Genomic DNA, 22249 nt, shown 5'->3' on the forward strand with positions numbered 1-22249 from the left:
CTCTCCTCAGAACTTCAGCGTGATGGAGCCGCTGATCACATCCACGTCACCGTCGGTGCTGATCACGGTGCCGTTGTTGGTTGCGTCAGGGTTGGAGGTGCTGATGGTAAAGTCCCGGTCCTGCAGCATCTGCCGCTGGTAGCCGATGTCCAGGCGAACCGGGTAGGCGAGCAGGCGGGTGCGTGTGTATTCTGCACTCAGACCGAGGCCGACGATGTACTTGTCGTTGTCAAAATAATTGACGTCCAGGGTACTGTCGCTTTTAAGGGCGGACTCCTGGTAGGCCAGGCCGGCGGTTACTGCAAAGTGTTCACCGAGTTTCATCTCGCCGCCAATTCGCGGTATCAGAATGTCATCAAACTCTGCCATGGCCTGGTTCTTGACGGTGTCGCCGGCAAACTCGTCCTCGAGGTCGGACCAGTTCTGCTGCTCCAGGGTCAGGCCGACGCGCCAGCGCTCAGCTTTGTACTGCATGCCGAAGGCATAGACCGACGGCTGGTAGGAGTCGTAGGTGGTAATGGCGAACACCAGTGGATCACTGGCCGGAATCAGACCGGGAATCACCGTGTTGGCACTGACCGTGGTGCGGGTATTGGAACTGGTGCGGTAGGCGAAGGCGGTCTCGAAGCCGGACAGGAAGCAGCTGGAATCCGGGCAGAAGGTATCGCCCAGGTTAATGCTGGTGCTCAGAATGGACCGGATCGACGGTTTTGCATTGACTGAAAGCGACTCGTACTCGGTGTTGCCGGCCAGGTCGGTGGTGGTTTTCAGGGCTGCCTCGGAGTGCAGGGTAATCCGGGTGGAAAAGCCGGCATCGATGCCCCGCCACAGCGTAGTCGCCCCGCCGAGGTTGAGAAACAGCGGCTGGCGGTCATAGGTCAGGAACTGGCCGGTATCGGAGGTCTCGGATCCAAAAGCCAGCAGCTCCTTGCCAAATTTTTCGACACCAGCGACAAAACCAAGGTAGATCGGGTGCTTGACCCGGGTCAGCGACGACAGATTGGTCTTCATGCCAATCAGCACATGCTGGCTGGGGCGATCTGACAGCACTTCCCCGGTGCGGTCTGACCCGGTTGCCCGGAGTTCCGGCTCGGCATGCAGGATGCCGCCGGTAAGCTCGCCTCTTTCGTCTGCTGCCAGGTACGCCGGGTTGTAGTAGGTGGCGGATACCTGGGTGTTGAACATGGACAGGGCCTGGGCGGAGGCGATGTCAGAAGGCAGTATGCCGTAGGTAGTACCGATGTTACCCATGCTGGCGGCAACATTCATCGAGAGGCCGGCTGATGCGGCGGCAATTGCGAGAGACAGTGCCCGGACAGAAGAGCGGGAAGAAACGACCATGAATATGACTCCAGTTATTTTTGTCTTTCCATCTGCCGGTGCCCGCGACAAAGCCCGAGGCACCAGGAATTCAGAACGTGTACTTTTGTTCTATTTCGGAGTGTAACCACCTTGTCTTTTTAGGACGTTGGCCACCATGACACCGGCTGACGTCTGAATAACCACCCCGGCTCATTACGGAGGGGCCCGGGGCGAACGGAGCCGCGGGATTCTTCCGGAAGCACGCCGGGTCCAGTAGATGGGGCGACCTCCCTATTGTTGACCGCGTTGCTCGGATATTTCCCGCCGAGATTTGTTGGAGATTTGTCAGTAAAACCGGGAGTTTGGTGAACCTGAACACGTCGTGGTGCGGGCGGTGGGCTATTGGGGGGGGCTTGCGGAAGGGAAAAAACAAAGGGGCGCCATTATGGCGCCCCGAATCAGCCGGTCAGCTTTCTGTAAAGAAAACTGACGGCCTTTTAGTAACGATCAGGATGCTTGTTTTTTGCGACGCTGGAGACCGAGTCCGATCAGGCCAAGGCCCAGCAGGGCCAGGGTTCCCGGCTCGGGTACGGTCACTGTGCCGCCGTTAAACTCGGTTACGTGACTGAGCTGGAGCTCTTCCAGCTTGTGGGTACCGAAGTAGTCCAGCAGGCTGAACACTGCCCAGTCCAGGCTGGGATTGTTCAGGAACAGGATCGTGGTCTGGGCGTCTTTGACCAGGTACCAGCCCGGGCTGGTCAACAGCTCGATGGCAATGACGTTCGGATCCTCATCGGTAACCTGGAAAACTGCCGGGTCTGACTTGGATGTCAGCGTGACGTCGAAGCCCAGAACCCCCGAAACCCAATCGGTTTCGGCCTGTTCACCACTGAGTACGCCGGTTTGGTCGACATAATCATCGAGCCCACCAACGTCGGTACTGCCGACAGAATATGCGAAGGCTGTACCGCTGATGCCCAGTGCAGCCGCCGCTCCCATACTTAAAAGCAGATTTTTCATTTTCATAAGCGACACTCCTTTACCCCTTCAGCGGCACCGTGCCACTGCAATCTCTCGAGTACTTCCCGTTATCGAGACGCTCTGAGACTTCCAAAGTGGGTGAAGCAAGGCGGATGCCACATTTGTAATGGTCTGAAATAGCGAGGGAAATTCCGCCGACGGATGCCGTGGATGGCGAGGGGTGTAAGAAATTCCGACGGCCCGAGAGGGTGGTGGAGGGGAAGGAGTGGTGGGCCCGGCTGGGCGGAACAGGAAATTGCGGAAGCGAAGCTTGCGCCCTGTGGAGCGACAAAAATCCGTGATTTTTGGCTGGAATAGTGCGCTGTGGTTCAGCACGACTGAAAGGAGTGGTGGGCCCAGCTGGACTCGAACCAGCGACCAAGGGATTATGAGTCCCCTGCTCTAACCAACTGAGCTATAGGCCCGGAAGACGCGTTTCTGTATGAAGAAAGCGGGCGCCATTATACCCATGAGGGTAGGCGCCCGCTACTGATGCTGCAGAGTTATGAGCCCTGGTCGTCGATAAAGCCGCGCAGGTGATCGGAGCGGGACGGGTGGCGCAGTTTGCGCAATGCCTTGGCTTCGATCTGCCGGATTCGTTCGCGGGTCACGTCGAACTGCTTGCCCACTTCTTCCAGGGTGTGGTCGGTGTTCATCTCGATGCCGAAGCGCATCCGCAATACCTTGGACTCGCGGGCGGTAAGGCCGGCCAGCACGGAGCGCGTGGCTTCGCGCAGGCCCTCGGCAGTGGCAGAGTCCACCGGAGACAGCGCCTGGATGTCCTCAATGAAATCGCCCAGATGGCTGTCTTCGTCGTCGCCGATCGGGGTTTCCATGGAGATCGGCTCTTTGGCGATCTTCAGCACCTTGCGGATCTTGTCCTCGGGCATTTCCATGCGCTCACCAAGCTCTTCCGGCGTCGGCTCACGGCCCATTTCCTGCAACATCTGGCGGGAGATGCGGTTGAGCTTGTTGATGGTTTCAATCATATGCACCGGAATACGGATGGTGCGGGCCTGGTCCGCAATGGAGCGGGTAATGGCCTGACGAATCCACCAGGTGGCATAGGTGGAGAACTTGTAGCCGCGACGGTATTCGAACTTGTCCACCGCCTTCATCAGGCCGATGTTGCCTTCCTGGATCAGGTCGAGGAACTGCAGGCCGCGGTTGGTGTATTTCTTGGCGATGGAAATAACCAGGCGCAGGTTGGCCTCGACCATTTCCTTCTTCGCACGGCGGGCCTTGGCTTCGCCAATAGACACGCGGCGATTGATTTCCTTGATGTCAGCCACATCCAGGTCGACTTCGGCCTGAATGTTGTGGATGCGCTTCTGCAGGCGCACGATTTCATCCGCGCGCTCGACGATCGCTGCGGCATATGGCTTCTTGCTGCTGGCGAAACTGGTGGCCCATTCCAGGTCGGTTTCGTTGCCCGGGAACCACTTGATAAAGTCCTTGCGCGGCATCTTGCAGTCTTTGATGCAGATCTGCATGATCGCCCGTTCGTTCTCCCGCACCATGTCGTTGGTGGAGCGAACCACGTTTACCAGCTCGTCGAACGCCTTGTTGGCCAGCTTGAAGGGCGCGAAGACCAGGCCAAGTTCGTTCAGTGCTTCCTGGGTACGCTTGTCTGAGCGACCATGAGCGGCCAGCGCCTTGTCAGCGGCATCAAGCTTTTCTTTCAGCAGCTCGAAACGCAGCCGGGTCTCTTCCGGATCCGGACCGTTATCATTGTCGTCTTCGGTGGTGGTGCTGTCGTCGTCATCGTCATCACTGTCGGCGGCAGTGTCATCACTGGTGTCTTCCGTGGTGTCCTCACCCATAAACGGTTCGGCGTCATCGGGGTCGAGGAAGCCGGTCACGATGTCGCTGATGCGGCCTTCGTTTTCGAGAATACGCTCGTAGGCCTGGATTACGGTGCCCGCGGTACCCGGGAAGTGGGCGACGGCGGCCATGACATCCCGGATGCCTTCTTCGATGCGCTTGGCGATGACAATTTCGCCTTCGCGGGTCAGCAGTTCAACCGTACCCATCTCGCGCATGTACATGCGAACCGGATCGGTCGTGCGGCCAGCATCGGATTCCACGGCGGCAAGGGCGGCGGCAGCTTCGGCGGCGGCGGCTTCGTCAGCGGTGGAATCGCCTTCGGTCATGAGCAGGGTGTCGGCGTCGGGCGTTTCCTCGCACACCTGAATGCCCATGTCGTTAATCATGCGAATGATATCTTCGACCTGGTCCGGGTCGGCAATGTCTTCCGGGAGGTGGTCGTTAACCTCGGCGTAAGTCAGGTAACCTTGTTCCTTGCCTCGTGCAATGAGGTCTTTCAAACGTGATTTTTGCGAATTGCCTGACATAGACACCCTGTGAACTCGCTTATAAAAGGAAAAAAGTTAAACAGCCATTATAGCTGTCGCCCGGTTGCTCTGCCACCGATTGGTTAGATGGTGATCAACCCTTCAAGTTTCAAGTGGGCAAGGGAATTTTCTCCCTTGTCGCTGGTTTTCGTTGTCCGTCCGGGCCCCGGAATCCGACCCGCCAAATTCACTCTTCGCTCTGCCGGCTCAGGGCGCGCAACTCGTTGCGCTCCGCTTCGGTGAGGTCCGCCAGGCTGCGCTTTTCCGTGAGCAGGGCGCCTAGCCGCTGCTTGCGGCTGGCTTCCTGGTCGGGCGTCAGCAGTTCACGGGCGCCGGCGAGGGTTTTCTCCCGGGCCGGCACGTGTTCGATGCCATCAAACAGGCGGTAGAACCGCGTCCTCGCAGCATCGTCCGTTGCCAGGGTGTGCAGCAGCTGGCGTTGCCCCGCAATCTGCTGGCCGAGGATCCACTCGGCGAAGCTGCGGGCCTGGTGGAGCTGGCGGTCGCTGCGGCACAGTTCGGCCACTTCCGCGGCCAGGTCCGGTGCTTCCAGTAGCGCCAGGCACAGCATGCTGTCCTTGCTCAGCCGGACGTCGATCCGCTCTTCGCGGATCCGCTCCCTGCGGTCGCCAAACCTGCCTCGGTCGCCCCGGCCAAAATTGCCGGCACCCCTGTTATCGCGTGTGTTATCACGGGGCTGCCACTCCCGGCGTCCGCCACAGAGCCGCAACATTTCGTGCCACATGGCATCCCGCAGGGTGCTCTTGGGCATCTTGTTGAGCAGCGGCTCGGCGCGGGCGCGCAATTCACCGCGGTGTTCCGGCAAGGACAGGTCAAGCCCTTCGCTTTGCCTGTTGAACAGGTAGCGGGACAGGGGCGTGGCGCCGTCAATCCGCTGGCGGAACGCCTCGGGGCCTTCCTTGCGCACCAGCGTGTCGGGATCCTCGCCGTCCGGAAGCATCAGGAACTGCAAGTGAAGCCCGTCAGTGAGTAGCTCGAGTGCATTTTCCATGGCCCGGTCTGCGGCGCGGTAACCGGCAGCATCACCGTCAAAACAGAACACCAGGTGGCGCACCTGCTTGAGCAATGCGCTGAGGTTATCCTGGTTGGTTGCCGTGCCGAGTGTCGCGACGGCAAAATCAATGCCGTACTGCGCCAGGGCAATCACGTCCATGTAGCCTTCGACCACCAGCAGGCGGTCCAGTTGCCGCAGTGCCTGCTTCGCCTCATACAGGCCGTAGATCTCGCGGCTCTTGTGGAAGACATCCGATTCCGGGGAATTGATGTACTTCGCCTTGTCGTCGCCCAGGGTGCGCCCGCCAAAGGCAACGGTCCGTCCCCGGGTATTGCGGATCGGGAACATTACCCGGTTGCGGAACAGATCCCGCGGCCGGCCATAGCGATCCGAGACCGTGCCGGTTTCCAGCAGGGGGCCGCGCAGGTCTGCCGGCGCACTGTCAAACAGCGCAGTGCCTGTGCCGGGGGCGTATCCCAGCTGGTAGCGTTCGATGATGCCCTGGTCCAGCCCGCGCTGGTTCAGGTAATCCCGGGCGATGGCTCCCTGGCTGCCCAGCAGTGCCTGACGATAGAACTGGCTGGCGTAGTCCAGCGCATCGGTCAGGGTTCTGGCCTGCTGGATCTCCTGGCGTGCCGTCTTGTCATAGGGCACTTCGAGCCCGGCCCGCTTGGCCAGTTCCTCCACCGCGTCGGTAAATCCGAGGCCGTCGAACTCCCGGACAAAACTGATGGCATCACCATGGGCTCCGCAGCCGAAGCAGTGGTAAAAGCCCTTGTCGGGACGAACATTGAAGGACGGGGTCTTTTCATCGTGGAAAGGGCAGCAGGCCTTGTAGTTGCCACCAGCTTTCTTGAGCGTGATACGTGATCCAATCAGCTCTGCCAGATCAATGCGATCAAGCAGGTCTTCTACAAAACGTTGCGGGATCAGTCCGCTCATGATGTCTCCGGTACCGCCAAATAGTGCCTCAGAGATCGTGGCTGCGTGTCGGACGCAATAGCCAAAAATGCCGCCGAAGCCAGGCCCCGGCGGCATTTTTGGTCGTAGTCACCCGGCGCAGGCCAGGCGATACGGCTTGGAGCTTTCAGTCAAGTGAGGTCTGGCTAAAAACTTAGTACAGACGCTCGAACTTGCGCTGTTCCCGCTGAAGCTTCTTGAGATGACGCTTAACGGCAGCGGCTGCTTTGCGCTTACGTACGGAAGTCGGCTTCTCGTAGTGCTCACGACGACGGACTTCGGACAGGACGCCTGCTTTCTCGCAGGAGCGCTTGAAGCGACGCAGTGCTACGTCAAACGGTTCATTCTCTTTCACTTTAACAGCTGGCATTCGAAAATCACCTACCTGATAGATTCGGTTTCTGTGTTGTCCGATCGACCGAGTCGGACCGGCTCATACCTGGTCAGATTGGCTAAAACTCGACCAGTGCGTATTTAAGGCCGGCAATGATAGCGCCTGCCTGTAGCCGAGGTCAATGTTTGTTCGATGAATCTGCCGTTGGCTTTCGGGTTTCTGCTAAACTGCCGCCCAGTTTTTAAACCGATCCGAATCGTGGCCCGAATCTATGCTGATCCTTGGTATTGAAACTTCCTGTGATGAAACCGGCATCGCCCTCTATGACAGCGAGCGCGGCCTGCGGGCCCATGCCCTGTTCAGCCAGATCGATATGCACGCGGACTATGGCGGGGTAGTTCCTGAGCTGGCCTCGAGGGACCATGTCCGCAAGCTGTTGCCGCTGTGTGACCAGGTTCTGGCGGACGCGGGTTGCGGTCGCGCTGATATCGATGGCATTGCCTATACCGCAGGCCCCGGTCTGGTGGGTGCGCTGATGGTGGGCGGCTCGGTCGCCCATGCCCTTGGCTTCGCCCTGGGTGTGCCGGTGCTGGGTGTCCACCATATGGAGGGGCATCTGCTGGCCCCGATGCTGGAGCCCGAGCCGCCGGCCTTTCCGTTTGTGGCGCTGCTGGTCTCCGGTGGGCACACCCAGCTGGTGCGGGTGGACGGTATCGGTGAGTATGAAATGCTGGGCGAGTCGGTGGATGATGCCGCCGGCGAGGCGTTCGACAAGACTGCCAAAATGCTGGGGCTCGACTACCCCGGTGGGCCGCGGGTTGCCGCCCTTGCTGAACAGGGACGTGAAGGCCGTTACCGGTTTCCTCGCCCGATGACAGACCGGCCGGGTCTGGATTTCAGTTTCAGTGGCCTGAAAACGTTCACCCTGAACACGGTGACTGCGGCGGAGGAGGCCGGTGAGCTGGATGATCAGGTTCGGGCCGACATCGCCCTTGCCTTCGAAACTGCAGTCGTCGACACCCTGGTTATCAAGTGCCGGCGCGCGCTCCAGCAAACCGGCTGCAAGCGCCTGGTCATTGCCGGGGGTGTCAGTGCCAACAAGCGCCTGCGACATGCCCTCGAAGCGATGACCGGTAAACTGGGCGCAGGGGTGTTCTATGCCCGTCCTGAGTTCTGTACCGATAACGGCGCGATGATTGCCTATGCCGGCTGTCAGCGGTTGCTGGCGGGGCAACGGGACGGCGAACGGATTGTGGCAGTGCCCCGGTGGCCGATGAATACCCTGCCGCCGGTTGCGGAGCCCCGTACCAACGGCCTGGCAGACTGACCACGCGCCGTTGCCCGGGGCAGCTCAGAAGCGGGCCTCGCGCCCCTGGGCGAGGCGAATCAGGTTGTTGCGATGGCGCACCACGATCAGGATGGCAAGCAGGCCGAACAGCGGCAGCGTTTCGGGATCAAGCAGGGCGCTGAGCACCGGCCCGCTGACAATGGCGACGATGGACGCCAGCGCGGAAATCCGCCAGCGCCACATCACCAGGGACCAGATGGCCGCCAGTAACAGGGTCGTCACCGGGGCCAGTGCCAGGCCGCCCCCGAGGGCCGTAGCCACGCCTTTGCCGCCCTGGAACCGGTAAAACAGCGGGACCATGTGGCCGGTGACGGCGCACAGCGCCACCATCGCCTGGCTCAGGATTGACAGCTGGGCATGATGGGCCAGCCAGACCGGTAACCAGCCTTTGGCGGCATCGAGGACCAGGGTGACCAGGGCTGGCAGCCAGCCGCCGGTGCGATACACATTGGTGGCGCCTGGATTACCTGAACCCTGGGCCCTGGGGTCTGGCAGTTGCCATAGCTGGCATACCGGCAAGGCAAACAGGATCGAGCCCAGCAGGTAGGCCAGCGCGCACAGCATAACGGTCAGCAGCGGGGCGGGGATCAGATCCATGACAAAGACGTACGCCAGTAAATTGTGAGAAAATGCCGGACCGCAAAGCAGCGGCGGAAGGCTTCACACTAGCCGCTGGACGAAATGCAATCAATCATCAATGAGTCGCAACCCGGGAGACGAAAGCCGTTGACAGACAGTGTCCTGATCGAAGGTTTGGCTGTGGAGGCAGTCATCGGTGTCTATGACTGGGAGCGAGAGGTGTGCCAGCGTCTGTTGGTCGACCTCGAAATGGCCTGGGATAACCGCAAGCCGGCAGGCTCCGACGATGTCGCCGACGCACTGGACTATGCCCGGGTCAGTGAACGGGTAACCCACTATCTGCAGGGGGCGTGTCCGCAGTTGCTGGAAACCGCAGCGGAAGGCATTGCGGCGTTGCTGCGGGATGAATTCAATGTCCGCTGGTTGCGGCTCACCCTGCGCAAGCCCGGTGCGGTTCCCCAGGCACAGGCGGTGGGTGTGCGTATCGAGCGGGGTGACCGGTGATGGTTGCGGGCAAGCGGGTGTACATCAGTATCGGCAGCAATGTGGACCGTGAGCACTATGTTCGCGCGGCACTGGATGCCCTGGCCGACTGGTTTGGCGAGCTGACCGTTTCGTCGGTGTACGAGAGTGAGGCTGTGGGCTTTGATGGCGAGCCGTTCCTCAACCTGGTGGTCGGCGTCACAACCTCGCTGTCCGTGGCGGAACTCAGTCGTCGCTTCAAGCAGTTGGAGGCGGATAACGGCCGCCGTCGTGATGTTCCGAAGTTCAGTGCCCGGACGCTCGACCTGGATATCCTGACCTACGGGGACGCCACCGGACCGGTGGATGGTGTTGAGTTGCCGCGCGGGGAAATCCTGAAGAACGCCTTTGTGTTGCGCCCGCTGGCGGAGATTGCCCCCACCGAACGGCACCCGCTGTGCGGCCAAACCTACGCCGATCTCTGGCTCGCGTATGATCGTGACCAGAAGCTCTGGCCGGTGGATTTCGACTGGCGTGGCCAGCGGGTGTCCCGTGCACAAGGCGTCGTCTGACGCCTCGTGCAATGCTCTTCGCAGTTGGTGCTGGCTGTCAGCTGCCGTTGTGATGGCGGGAGCGGAACAGCTCGATCAGTCCGTCTGTTGAGCTGTCGTTGGCACCGGGCAGCGCATCCCGGCTGAGCAGCCGATCCAGAATGTCCTTGCCCAGCTGCTTGCCCAGCTCCACGCCCCACTGGTCGAACGAATCCACGTCCCAGATCACGCCCTGGGCAAAGGTCTTGTGCTCATAGAGGGCGATCAAGGCCCCCACGGTACGCGGGGTGCCTCGTTCGAACAACAGGGTGTTGCTCGGCTTGTTGCCCGGAATGACCTTGTGGGGCGCCAGTCGGGCCACTTCCTCCGGTGGCAGTCCCTGGGCTTCCAGCTCCGCACGGGCCTCGGCCTCGGTCTTGCCTTGCATCAGTGCCTGGGTCTGGCTCAGGCAGTTGGCAAACAGGATGGCGTGGTGATTGGCCACCGGATTGTGTGTGTGCAGGGGGATAATGAAATCTGCCGGTGACAGTTTGGTGCCCTGGTGGAGCAGCTGGTGGTAAGCGTGCTGGCCATTGGCACCGGCGCCCCCCCAGATGATCGGACCGGTCTGGTAATCCACGGGCTCGCCCGCCTGGGTGACGCATTTCCCGTTACTTTCCATGTCGAGCTGCTGCAGGTGTGCCGGCAGGCCCCGCAGGTAGTGGTCGTAGGGCAGGATGGCATGGGCATCTGCCTGCCAGAAGTTGCCATACCAGATACCCAGCAAGGCCAGGATCACCGGCAGGTTGTCTTCCAGTGGGGCGGTGCGGAAGTGCTGGTCCATGGCGTGGGCGCCGGACAGCAAGGCGCGGAAGTTCTCCATACCAATAGTCAGGGCGGTGGGCAGCCCGATGGCGGACCACAGGGAGTAGCGGCCACCCACCCAGTCCCACATCGGGAAGATGTTCTCCTCGGTGATGCCGAAGTCAATAGCTTCCCGGGTATTGGCGGTGACCGCCACAAAGTGCTTGCTGATCAGTTCCTCATTGCCACCGTTATGGAGGAACCACTCCCGCGCTACCTTGGTATTCTCCAGGGTTTCCTGGGTCTTGAAGGATTTGGACTGGATCAGGAACAGTGTGGTTTCCGGGTTGATGTGGCGCAATACTTCTGTGATGTGGCTGCCGTCGATGTTGGCGACATAATGGCAGTTCAGGCGCCCGTGCCAGTACGGCTTGAGCGATGCGGACACCAGTTTCGGGCCGAGAAAAGAGCCGCCAATGCCAATACTGACCACGTCGGTGAATGGCTTGTTGGTGAAGCCGCGCCATTGAGTGCTGCGTACCCGCCAGACAAACTCTTCCATCCGTGCCAGGGTGCCGCGAACCTCGGGCATGATGTCTTCGCCGGCGACGGTGATCGGCTCACTACCCATGTTACGCAGTGCCACGTGAAGTGCCGGTCGATCCTCGCTGGCGTTGATGTGCTCGCCGCGGAACATGGCCTCGATCCGGTCCGGCAACTGGCAGGCGCGGGCCAGGGCCATCAGCCGCGCCATGGTGTCCGTGGTAACCAGGTTCTTGGAGTAGTCCAGGGAAATACCGGCCGCTTCGGCGAAGAATCGACGGAAGCGGTCCGGGTCCTGGTGGAACAGGTCGCGCATGTGAACCTGCTGCATGCTGGCCTGATGCTCCGCCAGTGCCCGCCATTCCGGGCGCCGGCTGAGAAGGTCGTGAGCCTGGGGCATCGGTGATTCCTTTCGGGTAACGGGATTAGCGGGTGACTGAGAGATTGTCGATCAGTCGCGTCGTGCCCAGGTAAGCAGCTGCCAGAATGGTCAGCTCCCGGTCCTCGGGGCTGGCAGGCTTGAGAGTCAGGCTGTTCACAATGGTGTAGTAGTCTGGCCGGAATCCGGCATTTTTCAGCGTGTTGCTGGCAGCCTGTTCAAGGGCCGCATAATCGGTCTGGCCCCCGGTCAGCGCGCTGGCGGTGGTCTGCATGCTCTGATAGATCGCCGATGCCCGGTTGCGCTCCTCGGCGGACAGGTAGCCGTTGCGGGAACTTTTGGCCAGGCCATCCTCTTCCCGGACCGTCGGTGCACCAATGACGTCTACTGGCATGACCAGGTCTTTGACCAGCTTGCGGATGACCGCCAGTTGCTGGAAGTCCTTCTCGCCGAACACGGCAACATCGGGTTGCACGATGTTGAACAGCATGGTGACGACCGTTGCCACGCCCTCAAAATGGCCGGGACGGCTGGCGCCGCAGTGGCCATCGCTGACTTCCGGTACCACCACCTTGGTGTGCCTGGCCAGTCCTTCCGGGTAGATCTCATCCGGTGCGGGAGCAAAGACCAGGGTATTGCCGGCGGCCTCGAGCTTTTCCTGATCATCCTGCAGAGTGCGGGGATAGGTATCCAGGTCTTCGCCGGCACCGAATTGCATGGGGTTGACGAAGATACTGGTGACTACCACGTCGGAGGCCTCCAGCGCCCGTCTCACCAGGGATATGTGGCCCTCGTGGAGGTTGCCCATGGTGGGCACCAGCCCGATGCGTTTACCCTGCTGGCGGTAGCCCTGGAGGATGGCGCGAAGTTCTTTGAGTGTATGTACGGTTCTCATGCCTTGAACGTATGCTCCTCTGCCGGGAAGGAGCGCTCCCGGACAGCTTTGACGTAAGCCTCGACAGCGGCGGATACCGAGTCGGTCCCGGCCAGGAAGTTTTTCACGAAGCGCGGCTTGACGCCGGTGGAAATGCCCAGCATGTCATGCAGCACCAGTACCTGGCCATCGGTATCTGCGCCGGCGCCAATGCCGATCACCGGTGCCTTGACGGCCTGGGTAATGCGGGCGGCCAGCACTGCCGGAACGCACTCCAGCAGAATGACGTCGGCACCCGCCGCTTCCAGTTCACAGGCATGCTCAATCATCATCTCGGCCGCATGCTCATCGCGGCCCTGGACCTTGTAGCCGCCGAACTTGTTGACGAACTGTGGTGTAAGGCCAAGGTGGGCGCAGACCGGAACGCCCCGTTCGCTCAGGGCGGCGATGGTGTCAGTCATCCAGTCGGTACCTTCCAGCTTGACCATGTGGGCGCCGGCGCGCATCAGTTCGGCCGCGTTTTCCAGCGCGGCTTCGGTGGTGCCGTAGCTCATGAACGGCATGTCGGCCATGATCAGTGCCCCCTTGTTACCCTTGGCCACGCAGCTGGTATGGTAAATCATCTGGTCCATGGTGACGGGGAGGGTGCTGTCGTTGCCCTGCAGAACCATGCCGAGTGAGTCGCCAATCAGAATGATGTCAACACCGGCTTCACTGACAACCTGGGCAAAGGTCGCGTCATAGGAGGTGAGGGCGGCGAAGGCTTCGCCCTTTTGCTTGTATTCCCGCAGGGTATTGATGGTAACAGCCATAGGATCCTTGCCTTTTGGGTGGATATGCCTGGACTGGGCCGGAGCTGCCGGCACGATCAGTGGTTAAGGTTAATCCCGGGCTGATCGTGAGGCAAGGCCACGGTCGGGTGTCGGTTATACGGGAGCTTGCGTTCCCCGGGGTAGCGGATTCAGTTTTCGCAGTGCGTTATCCGGGCACTGCGCCCTGGCGCTGGTCAGCGATGTGCCATCAGGCAGCGTGAGTTCCGGCTTGAGGTCCAGCAGGGGTTGCAGCGCGAAATCGCGGTTAACCAGTTCCGGGTGGGGAACCGTCAGTCGCTCATCGTTAATGACGTTGTCGCCGTAGATCAGCAAATCCAGGTCCAGCGTGCGTGGCCCCCAGTGCTGGATGCGCTCGCGGCCGTGGGCCAGTTCGATGGCCTGGAGATGGTCGAGCAGTGCCAGCGGTGGCAATTCGGTACGCAGCCAGACGGCGCCATTGATAAAGTCTGGCTGGTCCTGGGGGCCAACTGGCCTGCTGGCGTAAAACGGCGACTGGGCAACCAGGGTGGTCATGGGCAGGCTGGCGAGCTCGGTAACGGCCGCCGCCAACTGGCGCTCCGGGTCGGCCAGGTTACTGCCCAGGCCGATAAAGGCGTCAACCGGGGTCATGACGGTTTCCTGGTTACAGGTTTGCGGCGCCGCCGGCGTTTGGCGGGCGCGGCGCTGCCGAGCTGGGTGAGCATACGTTCACGACCGCGGTCATCGGTGTTCTGGAAGTCGGTCCACCACTGGCCGAGCCCGGGTTCGATTTCCCCCGCGGCTTCCCGGACCAGCAGGAAATCATACGCGGCGCGGAAGCGGGGGTGCTCCATGGTAACCAGTGCCCGTTTGCCCTGACGGCGCGGCAGTCGCATCTGCAGTTCCCAGATTTCTTTCATCGGGCCAGAGAACCGCTTGGGAATGGCCGTAGCCTGGACCTGACGCCCGATCACTTTGCCTATTGCCTGGTGCAGAGCAAGCTGGACCGGCTCGCCGTTGTCCTGGCGCCGAAGCCATTCTGCCTGCAGCGCCGGCCACAGCATGGCGGCAAACAGGAAGTAGGGCGTTACGGATTTGCCCTGGGCGATCCGGGCGTCGGTATTCTGTAATGCCCGGCGGATCAGCTCGTCCGGTTCGCCGGCATCAATGGCCCGAACGGTTTCCGGGAACAGCGACTCCAGCAGACGGTAGGATTTGAGCAGGTCGTAGGTAGCTTCACCGTAACCTGCCGAAAACAGCTTCAGAACCTCGTCGAACAGCCGGGCAGAGGGAATATGGGTCAGCAGCGGGGCCAGGTCCCGAATCGGCGCCGCGGTTTCCGGTTCGATCTCGAAATCCAGCTTTGCCGCAAAGCGAATGGCCCGCAGCATTCTTACCGGGTCTTCGCGATAGCGGGTTTCCGGATCACCAATCAGCCTCAACTGGCGGTTGCGCAGGTCCTCGATACCGTTGGCAAAATCAATGACAGTAAAGTTGCGGATGCAGTAATAAAGGGCGTTGACCGTGAAGTCGCGCCGCAGGGCGTCTTCCTCAAGGTTGCCGTAGACGTTGTCCCGCAGCAGCAGGCCATGTTCACTGGTTTTGCGATCATCGTCGGCGCTGTCGACCTCGGTATCGCCGGCATTGCCGCGGAACGTGGTGACCTCGATTACTTCGCGGCCGAACAACACGTGGACAATACGGAAGCGCCGGCCAATCAGCCGGGAATTGCGGAACAGTTCATGCACCTCTTCCGGCGTGGCATCGGTGGCAATGTCGAAATCCTTGGGCTGGCCATCCAGCAGGATGTCACGGACGCCGCCGCCTACAAGGTAGGCCTCGTAGCCGGCCTTGTTGAGGCGGTTCAGCACTTTCTTGGCCGGCTCGCTGATCATTGAGCGGGACACGGTGTGTTCTTCCCGGGGAATGTCCCGGCGCTTGTAAGTGCGGGGTTTGGGTTTCCCGGTACCGGGAATCAGGGACAGCAGTCGTTTTAGCATTTAAATCCGTGGATGCGTTGAGCAAAAACGAGAGTTTAACGGTTTGCACAGGATTTGCACACGTTAGACCGTGATTCCGTGCTGATGAGGGGCGCGGGGAGGTGTTCGGCAAGTTGCAGGGGCCAGATAATCAAAAGGCGGATCCGTTTTCACGAATCCGCCCTGAAAGCGTTGACGATCTGCATTATTTTTGTTGTTGCAGGGATTTTTTTGGTTTTTTTGCCCCTTGTGCTCCCCAAGACGGGGGCGTCCAGGAATGCAAACGGAAAGCTTTGAACACATTGAGCGGTCAGCGACATCGGGCGGATTCTTGAGCAAATGTAGTGGCGCCTGGAGGACGATTCTTCTCTACATCTACAACCCGCACGAGCCAAGGGACCACTAAAAAGCATAGTACCCAAAACACTCAGTTCGCTTACGTTCTGTTCTTGTTTTTGTTGCCGAACGTTCTCTGCAGCTTTTTGTTTTTGTTGTTGCCGCTGCGTTGTCACTGTTGTTTTTGTTGTTGTGCGCTATATAGAGTGCACTGCCCGTGCCAGTTTTTAAAAAACCTTTATTAACAACACCTTGAAATTTTTTAACCTGGGGTGGCCTGGCGATATGAGACTAAGGTGTTACCCAGATCACAGTTTTCATTTTGATGGTGTTACCTGGGGGAACACCGGGTAACACGTATTGCGGGGAGGGGCGGTAACAGTTCCCGGTCAAACCGGGAAATTCAGCTGCCGGTGGTTTTCTTGCGGGGAATACCCAGGCGCTGACGACGCTCCCAGAGGGACTTGCGGCTAATGCCCAGCTTCTGCGCCAACTCGGTTTCGCTCATGCGGTCCTGGTTCTCGAGCACGAAGTGCTGGAAGTAATCCTCCAGTGAGAGATCGCTGGTGGCATCGTTATCCCGCGGGCGCATTTGTTCGTTATTGCCCTCCACCAGGGTTTCGGGAATGTTGACGTCGCCGCCTTCGCTTTCCAGATCCAGCAGGCCGGGGGTAATGACGTCAGTATCACAGAGAATGGTGGCACGTTCGATCGCATTCTCCAGTTCCCGGACGTTGCCGGGCCAGCGGTGTCGTTCCAGGGCACGCATTGCTTCCGGACTCAGGTTCAGCCCCGGCTTGCCCATCCGTTCTCCCTGCCGTTTAAGGAACCGGCTGGCCAGGCCCAGGATGTCGCCCTGGCGCTCACGCAATGGCGGAATCCGGATCTGCATGACGTTCAGGCGGTAATAAAGATCTTCCCGGAACTCTCCGGTACGGGTCATGGCCTTGAGGTTGCGGTGGGTAGCGGCAATCATCCGCACATCCACCTGGCGGCTCTGGGTGGAGCCGACCTTGCGGATTTCGCCTTCCTGCAGGACCCGTAGCAAGCGTGCCTGCGCTTCCGGAGGCAGTTCGCCGATTTCGTCGAGAAACAGGCTGCCACCGTCAGCGGCTTCGATCAGGCCGGTACGGGCAGAAACGGCACCGGTAAAGGCGCCTTTCTCGTGGCCAAACAGCTCCGATTCGATCAGGCTTTCCGGAATCGCAGCGCAGTTGACCGAAATCAGTGGTCGTGCCGCCCGTGGGCTGAGCAGGTGCAGGGCGCGGGCTGCCAGTTCCTTGCCAGTGCCGGATTCACCCTGGATCAGCACGGTGGTTTCGGTAGGTGCTACCTTGCGAATCAGGGTGAAGACCTTCTGCATGGCGTCGCACTTGCCATACATGATGGTCGACGGATCGATGGTGCCATCATTGCCGGCGGGCTCCTCAGGGGCATCCGCCGCGTGCTGGTCGGGGGCCTGGCGGCGTTGCAGAATCGCCGCCACAGCAGCCAGCATTTCATCATGGTCGAACGGTTTGGCAATGTACTCAACGGCCCCCATTTTCATGGAGTCCACCGCAGAACGCAGGCTGGCATAGCTGGTCATGATCAGTACCGGGGTGGCAGCTGCCCGGGTGATCAGTTCGGTACCGGGGGCGCCGGGCAGCCTCAGGTCGGAAATGATCAGATCAAAGTCGTTCAGTTCGTAGCCGCTGTCGGCCTCGTCGACCGAGCCGGCGACGGCCACCTCGTAGCCGGCGTGTTGCAGCAGTTTCCGCAAGGCGGAACGAATAATCTCTTCGTCTTCTACGATCAGTATGCGGGGCATAGCTGTTTCATGACCTTTCGTTCTGGCTGAGGGCGGACTCGGTGTCGGCTTCGTAGGCTGGCAGAGTCAGTCGTACGCAGGTGCCGTGGTCAGTCGTGGGACTGGCCGGGCTGATGACCTGGATGTTGCCGTAATGTTCTTCGATGATGCTGTAGACCAGGGACAGGCCGAGTCCGGTGCCCTGGTTGGGTCCTTTGGTGGTATAGAAGGGCTCGAAAATATGATCGAGCTGGTCTTCGGGAATCCCGGAACCCTCGTCGGTGACCTCGATGATAGCGGAGTATCCCTCGCGGTTTCCACTGATGCGGATCAGCCCGCCCTCGGGGGAGGCGTCCCGGGCATTGGCCAGCAGGTTGACGAATACCTGTACCAGGCGTTGTTCGTCCCCCAGCACCATGAGATTGACCGGACAGTCGTTCTGGTAGTGGATGCCGGCGCCTTTGTCGCTCAGCGACAGCAGGTTGATGGACTCCTCCACGCAGCGCCGGATGGTCACCGGTTCGTAACGGTTGGCGGGGGCGTGGTTGCCGGAGCGGGCGAAATTCATCAGCGATTGCAGGATTGCGGAGATGCGGCGGGTCTGCTGCTGGATCTGCTCCGCGGTGGCAAGAATGTCCGGGTTGTCGGTTTCCAGCTTCAGGTTCTGTGCCAGCGACGAAATGCCGGTCACCGGGTTGCCGATTTCGTGGGCGACGCCGGCCGCCAGCCGGCCCACCGAGGCCAGTCGTTCGCTGTGCATCAGCTCGTCCTCGAGCAACCGGGTTTCGGTCTGGTCTTCTACCAGGATGATGCTGCCTCCTTCGGGATGGTCGGGGCCGCTGAGCGCCGCCTTGTGCAGGTTGAGCCAGTGGGGGCGGCCCTTTAGGTCGAGCCGGTGCTTGTAACGGTGCAGATCCGGACCATTAACGAAATCCTCGAACAGGGCGGCCCAGTGTTCGGGCAGGGCCATCAGCCGGGCCCCGACAACGTCGTCCGCAGCAATCCCGGTCAGCTGCTCCATGGTGTGGTTCCACATCAGGATTTCGTCGTCATCCCCGACCGAAGCTGCCGGTATCGGCAGGTTCTGCAGGGTCTGGCGGTAGTGGCGGCGGAGGTTGTCCAGTTCGCCGGCAAGGCCGGTCAGCTGATTCTGGTATTCACCAAGAGTCCGTTCCACGTAGCGGATGTCCTGGGCGGTACCGCTGCTGGCCATGGGTTTAAAGCCCAGGTGCCGCTTGACGATATCGCTGGCCACGGAGGGGCCGAGCAGGCCTGACAGGTTGATCTCCACCTGATCGCGCAAGCGGCGTAACTGGTAGGGGCGGTACTCGACCTGAGGGAGTTTCAGCTGGCTGATGGCCCGCTCGACTTCCCGTCGGGCGACGCCAAGCCCGAGCGGGTCCGCCAGTTGCTGGACGAAATCCCGTGAGGAGGTGGCGACCAGTTCGCGGCGCTGGGGACGGGACAGGGCGCCGAGGGAGCAGGCCTGTGCCGAACTGCTTTCTTCAGCCGAACTGGCGCTCAGGACTGACGCAATGGCAAAAACGGTGACGTTGGCGGTCAGGCTGATAAAGGTGAACAGGTGCCAGTTGCCGTATTCGGGAATAATCGGGGCACCGAGCCATTCCAGCAGGTTGGCGGTGTGGGAAAACGGTAGCACCAGGGTGGCCACCCAGATCAGGGTGCCTGTTACCAGGCCGGCAATGAGACCGCGCCGGTTGCCTTCCGGCCAGTAGATGACCCCGAGCGCGCCGGGCAGCAATTGCAGGACGCCGGTGAGGGAAATGGCGCCTAGAATGGACAGGTCCAGGTTGTTGCCGACGGTGTCGTGGAACAGCAGGGCGGTCATGATGATCACGACAATCAGCAGACGCTTGGTCCAGCGCAGCCAGCGATAGATGTCGGCATGGTCTCGCGGCGTACGCAGTGGCAGAACCACGTGGTTCAGCACCATGCCCGCCAGCGCCAGGGTGCTGACGATCATCAGTCCGCTGGCGGCCGAGAGGCCTGCAATGTACATCAGCAGGGTAAGCAGGGGGCTGCCCAGCGCCTGCGCGATGCCGATGGCGAAGAAGTCGGGGCCGGTTGTCACGCCGAGTTCCTGGCCGCCCCACAGGATGACCGGCACTGGCAGTGCCAGCAGCAGCAGGTACAGTGGCAACCCCCAGCTGGCCTTTGCCAGGGCCTTAGGTGACGGGTTCTCGCTGAAAATCATGTGATACATGTGGGGCAGCACCAGTGCGCCGGCGAAAGACATCAGCATCAGCGCGCGCCAGCTGCCGTCGTCGATGCTCATGGTCATCGCGCCGGCGGGCGAGGTGTTCAGGCTGAGCCACTGTTCCAGGCCGCCCATGCCGCCGAAAACGCTGAACAGCAGGATGCCACCGAGCAGCAGCAGGCTGGCCAGTTTGATCAGGGAGTCAAAGGCGATGGCGACAACCAGTCCCTGGTGGCTCTCCGAGCCCTGGTCACGGCGGGCGCCGAACAGCATGGTGAACAGCACGACGGTGAGGCTGAAGTAAATACTGACCACGCCGGGAGAGGCCTCCGGCGCCAGCAGGCTGGCGGATGTCGACACCGCCTGAATCTGCATGCTGAGCAGCGACAGGATGGCCGCTCCGGAGCACAGGGTAACCAGGGTGCCAGCCCACTGGCTTCGGTAACGGAACGCAAACAGGTCGGCCAGGGAGGTCAGCTGGTAGGCGCGACCGATACGCATGATCGGATTAAGCAGCACCGGTGCCAGCAAGAACGCGCCACTGATGCCCAGGTAGTAGGCGAGAAAGCCAAAGCCGGATTCTGCCGCCAGGCCAACTGCGGCGTACACTGCCCAGATGCCGGCATAGACGCCGAGGCTGAGTACATAAACCAGCGGGTGGCGGACCCAGCTGCGGGGGATCACCCCGCGTTCGGTGATGTGGGCGATGCCGAACAGCAGGATCAGGTAACAGAGGCTGCTGCCCAGCAGCGTCAGCAGGCTAAAACTCATTGGGATCCCGACGCCATTCGAGCCAGAATCCCATGGCGATCAGCCCACCCCAGATCACGTAGGGGCTGTACCAGGCGTTCCCGGGGGAGATCCACCAGTCGAGAATGTTCGGGGAGAATATATAGATGGCCAGCACCAGCAGGAAAACAAGGCGGTAGATATACATCAGGCTTCAGGTCCGGGCTGTCAGTATGAACCGGTTTATACCACGTTGGGGGCGCCACTGTCAGTTGTGCTGACGGTCCGTCAGGCAGCCCGGTGCCTGGTGAGGGTGGCGCGGGATGGCATCGCGTCGCCAGTGGCGGACGGCCCAGGCGAGGATTTCGGCGGGCGTGCAGCTGCGCAATTCTGCAGGCGGCTGTTGGCCGAGCGCCTGCAGCGCATCAGTCAGGTTGGCAGCCGGGGTGGTGTCATCCAGTGCCGGAGCCTGATTCTGTTTGCTGAGCTTCTGGCCTGCGGCATTGAGGATGACGGGGATGTGCAGCCAGCGCGGTGGCTGATGGCCGAGGGCACGGAATAGCTGCTGTTGTTGCGCGGTCATCCCCAGCAGGTCGGAGCCGCGGACGACGTCGGTGATGCCTTGGTCAATGTCATCCACCACGACAGCGAGCTGATAGGCGAAAAACCCCTCCTTGCGCAGCAGAACCGGATCATCCAGCTCCCGGCGCACCCACTGGTGTTGCGGGCCAAGCAGTTCATCCTGCCATTCACTGCGCTCGTCTTCCAGCGCAAAGCGGATAGCGCACGGGGTGCCGCTGTCACTGAGGTGCGCGGTCCGGCAGTGATCCGGATGACGGCCACCATGGGCCAGCAACTGTTTGCGGGAGCAACGGCAACGGTAGGCCTTGTGTTGGCTGATCAGGCTGGCAATCGCGGCATGGTAGGCGGCGTGGCGCCGGGACTGGAAGCGAATCGGCTCGTCCGAAATGAGCTGGTGGACTTGCAGGCTATGAAGAATCCGGTCGGCGGCATCCGCGGGTTCCCGCAGCGGGTCGAGATCCTCAATGCGAACCAGCCAGGTGCCGGATCGGATTCGGGCCTCGAGGAAGCTGGCCAGCGCTGTCACCAGGGAGCCGAAATGAAGCGGGCCGGTAGGAGAGGGCGCAAATCGGCCCCGGTAGGGATTCTCGGTCATAGGTAGCCAGGTAACGGCCTCCGGGGAGGCCGGTACGGCAGGGCAGCGGTCAGATACCGGTCTGACGCTCGCGGATTTCCGCCAGGGTTTTGCAGTCGATGCACAGAGTCGCCGTGGGACGGGCTTCCAGGCGGCGAATGCCGATCTCGACGCCACACTGGTCACAGAAGCCGTAATCGTCCTTGTCGATACGGTCGATGGTCTGGTCGATTTTCTTGATCAGTTTGCGCTCACGATCGCGGGTGCGCAGTTCCAGGCTGAACTCTTCCTCCTGGGTGGCACGGTCGCTGGGATCCGCGTAGTTGGCTGCATCTTCCTGCATGTGATGCATGGTGCGGTCAACTTCTTCCATCAGCTCCTGCTTCCATTGCAGCAGCAGATTGCGGAAGTGCTCAAGCATGTCCGCGCTCATGTAATCTTCACCCTTCTTCATTTCATAGGGGGTGAAGTTTGAGAAACGCTCGCGTGGTTGTTCTGCAGTGTTTGCCATTGAACCCGGCCTCTTATTGGTACTTCGCTAGAACGCTTTTCTGTCGATGGCAGTGGCAATCCGCCACCGCCGCGTATTCGTTTTCCTTGCACCTGTACAGGGACAGGCACCTTCTCAGGGGCAGAAACGTTCGTCCTGAAACGGGAATTTGCGGAAAATAGCAGATAAGGCATGGGCGCGCCAGCCTTGTGATGGCACCTTTTACTCTGCGTTGGCCTCCGGCGGTCAGGATACGT

18 protein-coding genes, 1 tRNA gene and 1 pseudogene are annotated in these 22249 nt (G+C 60.8%); 3 read left to right on the plus strand and 17 right to left on the minus strand.

The annotated features are described in order from the left end of the window. Positions 1-6 precede the first annotated feature (6 nt). The 6 genes and pseudogenes from CLH61_RS13015 to rpsU form a co-directional block, all read right to left on the minus strand. On the minus strand, positions 7-1341 hold the full coding sequence (locus tag CLH61_RS13015) for an outer membrane protein transport protein (RefSeq protein ID WP_099615180.1): 1335 nt from the start codon (positions 1339-1341) through the stop codon (positions 7-9). A gap of 468 nt (positions 1342-1809) precedes the next feature. Beyond that, positions 1810-1902: pseudogene (locus CLH61_RS18680) on the minus strand (PEP-CTERM sorting domain-containing protein); the annotation flags it as partial. Between the two features lie 768 nt (positions 1903-2670). Further along, positions 2671-2747: transfer RNA gene (locus CLH61_RS13025), tRNA-Ile, on the minus strand. Positions 2748-2825: 78 nt separating this feature from the next. Further along, entirely contained in the window at positions 2826-4676 is a 1851-nt protein-coding gene (gene rpoD / locus CLH61_RS13030; RefSeq protein WP_099615181.1) for an RNA polymerase sigma factor RpoD, read from the minus strand. Positions 4677-4863: 187 nt separating this feature from the next. Beyond that, the gene (gene dnaG, locus CLH61_RS13035) at positions 4864-6633 is read right to left on the minus strand and encodes a DNA primase (RefSeq protein ID WP_099615182.1); all 1770 of its coding nucleotides are present in this window, start codon (positions 6631-6633) and stop codon (positions 4864-4866) included. Positions 6634-6805: 172 nt separating this feature from the next. Next, complete coding sequence (rpsU, locus tag CLH61_RS13040; RefSeq protein WP_072794797.1) at positions 6806-7021, minus strand: 30S ribosomal protein S21; 216 nt, start codon at positions 7019-7021, stop codon at positions 6806-6808. A 235-nt stretch (positions 7022-7256) separates the two neighbouring features. Here rpsU and tsaD point away from each other — a divergent pair, with 235 nt between their 5' ends. Continuing rightward, positions 7257-8312, plus strand: a complete 1056-nt coding sequence (tsaD, locus tag CLH61_RS13045; protein ID WP_099615183.1) for a tRNA (adenosine(37)-N6)-threonylcarbamoyltransferase complex transferase subunit TsaD — start codon at positions 7257-7259, stop codon at positions 8310-8312. Between the two features lie 24 nt (positions 8313-8336). Here tsaD and plsY read toward each other — a convergent pair whose 3' ends face one another. Further along, on the minus strand, positions 8337-8930 hold the full coding sequence (gene plsY, locus CLH61_RS13050) for a glycerol-3-phosphate 1-O-acyltransferase PlsY (RefSeq protein ID WP_099615184.1): 594 nt from the start codon (positions 8928-8930) through the stop codon (positions 8337-8339). 129 nt (positions 8931-9059) lie between these two features. On the opposite strand from plsY, the gene folB reads away from it, so the two are divergent. Continuing rightward, entirely contained in the window at positions 9060-9416 is a 357-nt protein-coding gene (gene folB / locus CLH61_RS13055; protein ID WP_228152633.1) for a dihydroneopterin aldolase, read from the plus strand. Further along, positions 9416-9946: a 2-amino-4-hydroxy-6-hydroxymethyldihydropteridine diphosphokinase gene (folK, locus tag CLH61_RS13060; RefSeq protein ID WP_099615186.1), complete on the plus strand. Its 531-nt coding sequence runs from the start codon at positions 9416-9418 to the stop codon at positions 9944-9946. Before folB ends, folK (CLH61_RS13060) begins: the two co-directional genes overlap by 1 nt. A 37-nt stretch (positions 9947-9983) precedes the next feature. Here the strand turns inward: folK (CLH61_RS13060) and pgi are convergent, their stop codons facing one another. The 10 genes from pgi to dksA all read right to left on the minus strand — a co-directional run bounded on the left by pgi (position 9984) and on the right by dksA (position 22013). Continuing rightward, a complete protein-coding gene (gene pgi, locus CLH61_RS13065; protein WP_099615187.1) occupies positions 9984-11651 on the minus strand; it encodes a glucose-6-phosphate isomerase in 1668 nt (555 codons plus the stop codon). Between the two features lie 25 nt (positions 11652-11676). Further along, positions 11677-12525, minus strand: coding sequence for a pantoate--beta-alanine ligase (gene panC / locus CLH61_RS13070; protein WP_099615188.1), 849 nt, complete (start codon positions 12523-12525; stop codon positions 11677-11679). Next, on the minus strand, positions 12522-13316 hold the full coding sequence (panB, locus tag CLH61_RS13075; protein WP_099615189.1) for a 3-methyl-2-oxobutanoate hydroxymethyltransferase: 795 nt from the start codon (positions 13314-13316) through the stop codon (positions 12522-12524). Before panB ends, panC begins: the two co-directional genes overlap by 4 nt. Before the next feature lie 114 nt (positions 13317-13430). Beyond that, positions 13431-13946, minus strand: a complete 516-nt coding sequence (folK, locus tag CLH61_RS13080; protein WP_099615190.1) for a 2-amino-4-hydroxy-6-hydroxymethyldihydropteridine diphosphokinase — start codon at positions 13944-13946, stop codon at positions 13431-13433. Then, positions 13943-15295, minus strand: coding sequence for a polynucleotide adenylyltransferase PcnB (gene pcnB, locus CLH61_RS13085; RefSeq protein ID WP_099615191.1), 1353 nt, complete (start codon positions 15293-15295; stop codon positions 13943-13945). Before pcnB ends, folK (CLH61_RS13080) begins: the two co-directional genes overlap by 4 nt. A 718-nt stretch (positions 15296-16013) precedes the next feature. Continuing rightward, positions 16014-17420, minus strand: coding sequence for a sigma-54-dependent transcriptional regulator (locus CLH61_RS13095; protein ID WP_099615192.1), 1407 nt, complete (start codon positions 17418-17420; stop codon positions 16014-16016). 7 nt (positions 17421-17427) lie between these two features. Further along, positions 17428-20388 carry an ATP-binding protein gene (locus CLH61_RS13100; RefSeq protein WP_099615193.1) on the minus strand — a complete coding sequence of 987 codons (2961 nt, stop codon included), beginning with the start codon at positions 20386-20388 and terminating at the stop codon, positions 17428-17430. Continuing rightward, positions 20378-20554: a hypothetical protein gene (locus CLH61_RS18455; RefSeq protein ID WP_170003732.1), complete on the minus strand. Its 177-nt coding sequence runs from the start codon at positions 20552-20554 to the stop codon at positions 20378-20380. The genes CLH61_RS13100 and CLH61_RS18455 overlap by 11 nt, the downstream gene beginning before the upstream one ends. Before the next feature lie 60 nt (positions 20555-20614). Beyond that, positions 20615-21523, minus strand: a complete 909-nt coding sequence (gene gluQRS / locus CLH61_RS13105) for a tRNA glutamyl-Q(34) synthetase GluQRS (RefSeq protein ID WP_099615194.1) — start codon at positions 21521-21523, stop codon at positions 20615-20617. Between the two features lie 49 nt (positions 21524-21572). Beyond that, positions 21573-22013 carry an RNA polymerase-binding protein DksA gene (dksA, locus tag CLH61_RS13110; RefSeq protein WP_099615195.1) on the minus strand — a complete coding sequence of 147 codons (441 nt, stop codon included), beginning with the start codon at positions 22011-22013 and terminating at the stop codon, positions 21573-21575. Positions 22014-22249 lie beyond the last annotated feature (236 nt).

Origin of the sequence: Marinobacter profundi, from assembly GCF_002744715.1 — a bacterium.
Taxonomy (GTDB): domain Bacteria; phylum Pseudomonadota; class Gammaproteobacteria; order Pseudomonadales; family Oleiphilaceae; genus Marinobacter; species Marinobacter profundi.

Bases quoted from the DNA above. Each gene is read 5' to 3' on its own strand.
- CLH61_RS13015 (WP_099615180.1), bottom strand. From the start codon at position 1,341: ATGGTCGTTTCTTCCCGCTCTTCTGTCCGGGCACTGTCTCTCGCAATT.
- rpoD (WP_099615181.1), bottom strand. From the start codon at position 4,676: ATGTCAGGCAATTCGCAAAAATCACGTTTGAAAGACCTCATTGCACGA.
- dnaG (WP_099615182.1), bottom strand. From the start codon at position 6,633: ATGAGCGGACTGATCCCGCAACGTTTTGTAGAAGACCTGCTTGATCGC.
- rpsU (WP_072794797.1), bottom strand. From the start codon at position 7,021: ATGCCAGCTGTTAAAGTGAAAGAGAATGAACCGTTTGACGTAGCACTG.
- tsaD (WP_099615183.1), top strand. From the start codon at position 7,257: ATGCTGATCCTTGGTATTGAAACTTCCTGTGATGAAACCGGCATCGCC.
- plsY (WP_099615184.1), bottom strand. From the start codon at position 8,930: ATGGATCTGATCCCCGCCCCGCTGCTGACCGTTATGCTGTGCGCGCTG.
- folK (WP_099615186.1), top strand. From the start codon at position 9,416: ATGGTTGCGGGCAAGCGGGTGTACATCAGTATCGGCAGCAATGTGGAC.
- pgi (WP_099615187.1), bottom strand. From the start codon at position 11,651: ATGCCCCAGGCTCACGACCTTCTCAGCCGGCGCCCGGAATGGCGGGCA.
- panC (WP_099615188.1), bottom strand. From the start codon at position 12,525: ATGAGAACCGTACATACACTCAAAGAACTTCGCGCCATCCTCCAGGGC.
- panB (WP_099615189.1), bottom strand. From the start codon at position 13,316: ATGGCTGTTACCATCAATACCCTGCGGGAATACAAGCAAAAGGGCGAA.
- folK (WP_099615190.1), bottom strand. From the start codon at position 13,946: ATGACCCCGGTTGACGCCTTTATCGGCCTGGGCAGTAACCTGGCCGAC.
- pcnB (WP_099615191.1), bottom strand. From the start codon at position 15,295: ATGCTAAAACGACTGCTGTCCCTGATTCCCGGTACCGGGAAACCCAAA.
- CLH61_RS13095 (WP_099615192.1), bottom strand. From the start codon at position 17,420: ATGCCCCGCATACTGATCGTAGAAGACGAAGAGATTATTCGTTCCGCC.
- CLH61_RS13100 (WP_099615193.1), bottom strand. From the start codon at position 20,388: ATGAGTTTTAGCCTGCTGACGCTGCTGGGCAGCAGCCTCTGTTACCTG.
- CLH61_RS18455 (WP_170003732.1), bottom strand. From the start codon at position 20,554: ATGTATATCTACCGCCTTGTTTTCCTGCTGGTGCTGGCCATCTATATA.
- gluQRS (WP_099615194.1), bottom strand. From the start codon at position 21,523: ATGACCGAGAATCCCTACCGGGGCCGATTTGCGCCCTCTCCTACCGGC.
- dksA (WP_099615195.1), bottom strand. From the start codon at position 22,013: ATGGCAAACACTGCAGAACAACCACGCGAGCGTTTCTCAAACTTCACC.